The following is a 6,006-nucleotide window of genomic DNA, read 5'->3' on the forward strand; positions in this document are numbered from 1 at the left end:
CTCCTCACATTAGATAATAGAGGCTTGACGCATATCACCTGTTTGTAATAATTAATCGCATCTCTTTATAGTGAGACACAACGTAAATGGGTTATAACCAACGGCCATTATGCTATGACTCGTTTTATTATTGCTCAAAATTTTATTTCTTAACTGTTTACCCAGCTTACTAACGATAAAACCAGATTTCAAAAATCTACTTTTTATCTGCTTTTGCCAGTGCTTTTAGCCACTTCGTTTGTTCTGCCGTTGGGGTAAACGCTTGCCATAAATCTGGACGACGCGTTTGCGTACGACTGACTTGTTGAGCAAAACGCCACTTGGCGATATTGGCATGATGCCCTGATAGCAATACCTCAGGAACTGCCATGCCTGCAAACTCATGCGGCTTAGTATAATGTGGACAGTCAAGCAAGCCATCGACAAAAGAGTCTTGCTCTGCTGACTTGTCATCACCCATGATATCAGGCAGACGACGTATCACACTATCCATCAGCACCATTGCTGGCAACTCGCCACCAGTCAACACATAATCACCCAGCGATATTTCCCTATCAACATATTGTGAAAGTAAACGCTCATCGATACCTTCATAACGACCACATAATAAAATCATGCCATCGTAATCAGTCATATTAACGACGCTACTTTCACTAAGCGTCTGTCCTTGTGGTGACATATAAATCACTGGACAGTGCTCACTATCAATACGGCAACCATATTGACTGGCACGCAACCGTGCATCCTCAATGGCTTTCGATAATGGCTCAGCCATCATCACCATTCCAGGACCGCCCCCATAAGGGCGCTCATCAATACGGCGATAGTTGTCGGTGGTATAATCACGTGGATTAATGCATTCAATCGTAACTTGCTCTTGAGTCACTGCCCGGCCCGTGATTCCAAACTCACGAATCGTGGCAAACATCTCAGGAAAAATACTAATTACGGCAAAATACATCTGATGTCTACTTGCGTTAAGGCTAAAACAATCGGTGTGAATATCAAGGGACTCTAGCTAAAAGCTAAAATCGATATTAATAGTCACTTGGCCATGCCACAAGTACTGTTTTTTCAGTCATATCGACCTCTACTACAGTTTGCTTATGCCATGGAATCAGGCGTTCTTCATTGTCTAAACTGTCTGAATTTGCCGTTACACGCATGATGTCATGGGCACCGGTTTCAAACATTTCAGTGATATTACCTAGATACTCATCCTGCTCGTTCATCACGCGCAGACTGACCAAATCCGACCAATAATATTCATCTTCAGCTGTTTCAGGTAGGACGTTTTGTTCGACCCAAACGGTAACACCGTTCATGGTCTCAGCAACATTACGATCAGGAATTTGCTCAAACTGAGCTACAATTCCTGTTCCTTGCTCACGCCAAGCTTTCACAGTCAAAGGTTTCATGCCAGTGGCAGTTTTCATCCACCACGGCTTCATGTCGAATATTGCTGTACGGTCATCCGTATCACTAAATACCCAAAGCCAGCCCTTGATGCCATAAGGCTTCTTAAGCTGACCAATTTTCATAAGGGCACTAGCGTTTGGAGTGGATGACATAGCAGCTAACCTAACAATGGTTAAAACAGCAATTGCAAAAACAATTGCGTTAAAAGCGATAAACAGTTAATGGCGCACCCTGGTCAGACCAGTTACGCTATGTATTCTAAAATCTATAACAACAAAAACTTAAGCAGTTGCTTCAGTTTGAGCTGCAGACTTGTTGTAAGCTTTTACTAATGAAGCAACGCGATCTGAAGGTTGTGCACCTTTTGCGATCCACGCATTGTACGCTTCCATGTTTAGGCGTACTGCTTCTTCAGACTCTTTAGCGAGTGGGTTAAAAAAGCCGATGTTTTCAATATAGCGACCGTCACGCGCGCGGCGTTGATCAGCAACAACTACTTGATAAAATGGGCGTTTCTTGGCACCGCCCCGTGCTAAACGAATAACAACCATGTGAATTCTCTCTTTCGCAGGTATACCAAAAAGGGCATAATTATACCACAGTCTTTATTTGTTGAAAACATAAACTGTGCATATTTAATTATTTATTAACAATAGCTTAAATGTCGAGCTGAGTAAAACATAACCGATGATAGTTGCTCATTTTTAGAGTTTTTCTTTAGTTTCTATGAATCTCTCTGAAGAAACTACAGTGGCTAAATATACTGAATCCAAAGCTTAACTTTATAGCCACTCTAATAGTTATGTAGCTCAATCATTGATTGCATACTGTATCAGTACTATTTATTGGTTATGCTATTCTATGATATGCCGCTTTAAGTTAATGCTCATACTAGCCTTAAGACAACTATATTTAGAGAAACACAAGCTATATCACAATAACTTTTATTTTACTCTGTTGGACACATATGATCTCTCCAAGCTCAAAGCCACGTCGCAAAGGTTGGCTGCCACGCTCTTATTCCAACACTTGGCTAACGACCTTGATGGTTGCCTTCATCGTACTTATCAGTGTAAGCCTATCGATTTTATTTTTTTGGCGCAGTCTTTATTTGCCAGAACTAAAAAATCATGCTCGTTATCTGACAAGTGAGTTACAACTGATCAATAGCGTCAATAAAGATTGGCAAGATCGCCCCGAAGTACGCCAATGGGTTTACCAGCACTCTCATGTCGTCGTAGTAAACAACCCTAGCGACTTTCCGGAAGTTGCTGATAAGCCATTCGTAAGCTTTTTTACTGACGTATTACAACGTGAAATCGGTGCACAGCTTGGTCGACCTGTAGAGGTCTATTTTAAATTTAAGCCAACGCCTCAGCTATGGGTACAAGATAGCCGTGATAACAGCTTTTGGATGCGCGAACCTGTGGTCTATTATTCACAGTATAGCCCGACATTACTGGTTCTATTCTTGATTGGACTGCCTATCCTATCGCTGCTAACAATTATTTTATTGGCACGTCAATTAAATCGCCCTTTACGCTACCTACAGCGAGCAGCTACTAATTATATTCGTCTCGGCCATGCAACTACGCTACCCACTCAGAAAGGCCCTACAGAAATACGTCAGGTTAATATGGCGTTTAACCGTCTGTTTACGACATTGAATCAAGCGCAGAAAGAGCGAACAATCATGCTCGCCGGTATCTCACACGATTTGCGGACACCGTTAACGCGTATGCGCTTGACGGCAGAAATGCTACCAGATGATTTTTTTCGTGAAGGGCTGATTTACGATATTGAAGACATGGATGCTATTTTGGAGCAATTCATCTCATTTATGAAAGACGGTTCTGATGAGCCAGTCAGTCTGACCAATTTAGACACCATATTTAACGAAATCATGGTGCAGTTTGCCCCAATGAAGTTTGTATATGAATCAGAATGCGACAAGGTCGTTCCTGTACGTCCGTTATCCATCAAACGTATGATCATTAACTTAGTCAATAATGCCAATCGTTATGGCAAGCCACCTATTTATCTCTCGGCAACAGTTGTACCGACATTTATAGAAACTGTTGAGGACGAAGATACGGATGTGGTCAGTGAAAATGTGGTGAATAAAGAAGCACAAGAACAATTAGTGATTTGTGTGCGAGATTGCGGTGATGGTGTCGCTGACGATCAATTAGAACGGATCATGCAACCGTTTGAACGTGGCGAGACTGCACGAACTACTCAAGGTAGTGGATTGGGCCTTGCTATTGTGGATCGTATTGCACGATTACATCACGGTACTGTTGAAGCGATTAACCACCCTGAAGGTGGGCTACAAGTATGCATACGTATTCCCCTACTCTCTAAAGTGGCTGGAGATACCACATTAGCTGCTGACGTAGAGGAAATGTCTGAAGTAGACTGCACAGCGCCGGAGTCAAAATAATGATGAGACTTCAATTTGAATAAGTAAACACGTAAAAACTAATCTTTGCTACCAATCATTGGCGGAATATACTCGGCACTGTTCGTGAAAGCTAGTGGCTGAGTAATCTCGTCTTGAGCTGCTTTTAACGTTTGGGTTGTTGATGGCTGTTTTAAGAATAAGTAATAGCCTAGCGTAATCGCATTCAATACAACCAAGCCACCAAATAAATATGGCATCCTATGCTCTCCTATGACAGTGTTCAACTGTCCTAAAAATAGTGACGAATGCGCTATCGAGTTATAAAGGTATATAGTGTTAAGGCATTAAAATGACACTTATCCTCTTTAATAACATAGTGCATCATTGCGACTTGAACCGATAGCTTACTCTTATGATTTAATCTGACAACTTAGTATCAAAGTCGCGCTCGCTTTTTTCTTGCGTTAATTCATCAGCAGCAAGAATTTGTGTCAACGGCTTAATAGGCCATGTCATCACGAATCTTGCTCCGCCTAACTCACGACTCTCATCCACCTTCATACTACCATTAAACCAAAAGGCAATACGCGATACAATAGACAAGCCTAGACCATAGCCACCTGATGCGCGTGTACGGCTATCATCTAAGCGCGAGAATGGAATAAATACTTTTTCACGATCTGCTTCAGGAATACCATGTCCATCGTCTTCAACACTGACGAAGGCATTGCCTTTCTTGACGCCTGCACTAATGATAATAGTTGTTTCTGCGTAGCGTAACGCATTACCTGCAAGGTTCTGAATCACACGGTGTAAGTAGCGCCTATCTGCCACTGCTGTTACTTTTGCATTTGGTAAATTGGCGACTATTTTGATAGGTTTGCCGAGTGCATTGGTTTCGCGTTCGATTTGCTCTAATAGCTCTCTTAGATTTACGGGTTCTAAATCTAACTTTGGCGACCCTTCTTCTAATTTAGAATAGGTCAAAATCTCATCGATCAAACCATTCAGCGACTCAATATCTTCATCAATATAGTCACGCTGCATAAATCGTGAGTCTTCATCATCCGTATCAGCAAGCATATCTACCGCAAATCGAATACGAGCCACTGGCGTACGAAGCTCATGCGACACTGCTCGAGTAAGCTCTCGTTGTGATTCGATCAAACGCTTGATGTGTGAAGTCATGGCGTTAAACGTCGCTGACAAGCGCGCTATTTCATCTTGACCTATTACCTGCACTTGAATATCAAGGTTACCTTGACTAACCTCATTCACACCTACCTGAATCAATTGTAGCTTACGCTCGAGCGGGAAAATGAGCGCATACACACCCAAGCTGATCAAGAACATACTGATAAGGATCATACTGATAATTAAGTTAAGCGGGAACCAATTAAATAAAGGTATGGGCCCAATCAAAATTGCCATATCATTGATTTCAGATGGTACTACCACCCTAATAGCAGAGTTACTCGTACTACTGTTAGTATCTTGCAACGATATGACGACTTCGTCACGGCGTAAGCGTGCCATTTGATCTGAATCTAACTCAAGTGTATTTGCCGCTTCAAAAGCTAAAGGAAAAGAGAACTTTTTCTCCAATTCAGCCAAACGTGCTCGCTTGTCTGATAGCGTCATATGATAAGACAGATCATCTAACAAAAAGACCGCAATTGCTCGTACTTGTTGCTCCGTAACCTGTGAGATTCTCGCTGTTAAAACACTTTCGTTATCAGGCAAACGATAATAAACATCTGCATGTACAGGTTGGCTAACATAACGTACAACGGTATTATCATTTTCGAAGCTGCGCAGTTCACTAGCACTAAAGTCTACTTCATTGATCGGCAACACCTTAAAGGTAGCACCAAACAAACTACTCGCATCTGATAACCAGTATTCACGTTCTTCTTCACTATTCTGGTGAGAGATTCCCTCACTTACCAAATGAAAAGCACCCGTTGCCATACTTTCACGATAGGACTGCACACGCTCCTTATTGATGGTGTCCATCAATAACTGTGCAAACAACGCCACACATAAGCAGACTATAAGTAGTCCAGCATAAATACGAACAAAAATACTGTGTTTTAAAGAAGAGACTAATGACATACGTGCCGTGACCAACTTAATAAGTAGAGATTACTAATATCATCTAATACATAAACAGTGATATATAA

At 41.7% G+C, this 6,006-nt stretch carries 6 protein-coding genes; 1 reads left to right on the plus strand and 5 read right to left on the minus strand.

All coding sequences use genetic code 11. The features are described from left to right. Positions 1-196: 196 nt before the first annotated feature. The 3 genes from trmD to rpsP all read right to left on the minus strand — a co-directional run bounded on the left by trmD (position 197) and on the right by rpsP (position 1,970). A complete protein-coding gene (gene trmD, locus ACT3QQ_RS06175) occupies positions 197-961 on the minus strand; it encodes a tRNA (guanosine(37)-N1)-methyltransferase TrmD (RefSeq protein ID WP_444527313.1) in 765 nt (254 codons plus the stop codon). 76 nt (positions 962-1,037) lie between these two features. After that, positions 1,038-1,571: a ribosome maturation factor RimM gene (gene rimM / locus ACT3QQ_RS06180; protein WP_444520657.1), complete on the minus strand. Its 534-nt coding sequence runs from the start codon at positions 1,569-1,571 to the stop codon at positions 1,038-1,040. A gap of 129 nt (positions 1,572-1,700) precedes the next feature. Next, positions 1,701-1,970 (minus strand): 30S ribosomal protein S16, encoded by a 270-nt coding sequence (gene rpsP, locus ACT3QQ_RS06185; protein WP_068038349.1) that lies wholly within the window; start codon positions 1,968-1,970, stop codon positions 1,701-1,703. Positions 1,971-2,386: 416 nt separating this feature from the next. Here rpsP and ACT3QQ_RS06190 point away from each other — a divergent pair, with 416 nt between their 5' ends. Beyond that, positions 2,387-3,862 carry an ATP-binding protein gene (locus ACT3QQ_RS06190; protein WP_444527314.1) on the plus strand — a complete coding sequence of 492 codons (1,476 nt, stop codon included), beginning with the start codon at positions 2,387-2,389 and terminating at the stop codon, positions 3,860-3,862. Positions 3,863-3,900: 38 nt separating this feature from the next. Here ACT3QQ_RS06190 and ACT3QQ_RS06195 read toward each other — a convergent pair whose 3' ends face one another. Together ACT3QQ_RS06195 and ACT3QQ_RS06200 are read right to left on the minus strand one after the other, a co-directional pair. Next, on the minus strand, positions 3,901-4,080 hold the full coding sequence (locus ACT3QQ_RS06195) for a hypothetical protein (protein ID WP_444520659.1): 180 nt from the start codon (positions 4,078-4,080) through the stop codon (positions 3,901-3,903). A 160-nt stretch (positions 4,081-4,240) separates the two neighbouring features. Beyond that, on the minus strand, positions 4,241-5,938 hold the full coding sequence (locus ACT3QQ_RS06200; RefSeq protein ID WP_444527315.1) for an ATP-binding protein: 1,698 nt from the start codon (positions 5,936-5,938) through the stop codon (positions 4,241-4,243). Between the last annotated feature and the right edge of the window lie 68 nt (positions 5,939-6,006).

It is taken from the genome of Psychrobacter sp. AOP7-A1-24 (assembly GCF_052376235.1).
Lineage (GTDB): Bacteria > Pseudomonadota > Gammaproteobacteria > Pseudomonadales > Moraxellaceae > Psychrobacter.

What these genes read in the sequence shown, in the direction of transcription:
- ACT3QQ_RS06190 (WP_444527314.1), top strand. Translation starts at nt 2,387, where the DNA reads ATGATCTCTCCAAGCTCAAAGCCACGTCGCAAAGGTTGGCTGCCACGC.
- ACT3QQ_RS06200 (WP_444527315.1), bottom strand. Translation starts at nt 5,938, where the DNA reads ATGTCATTAGTCTCTTCTTTAAAACACAGTATTTTTGTTCGTATTTAT.
- rpsP (WP_068038349.1), bottom strand. Translation starts at nt 1,970, where the DNA reads ATGGTTGTTATTCGTTTAGCACGGGGCGGTGCCAAGAAACGCCCATTT.
- rimM (WP_444520657.1), bottom strand. Translation starts at nt 1,571, where the DNA reads ATGTCATCCACTCCAAACGCTAGTGCCCTTATGAAAATTGGTCAGCTT.
- trmD (WP_444527313.1), bottom strand. Translation starts at nt 961, where the DNA reads ATGTATTTTGCCGTAATTAGTATTTTTCCTGAGATGTTTGCCACGATT.
- ACT3QQ_RS06195 (WP_444520659.1), bottom strand. Translation starts at nt 4,080, where the DNA reads ATGCCATATTTATTTGGTGGCTTGGTTGTATTGAATGCGATTACGCTA.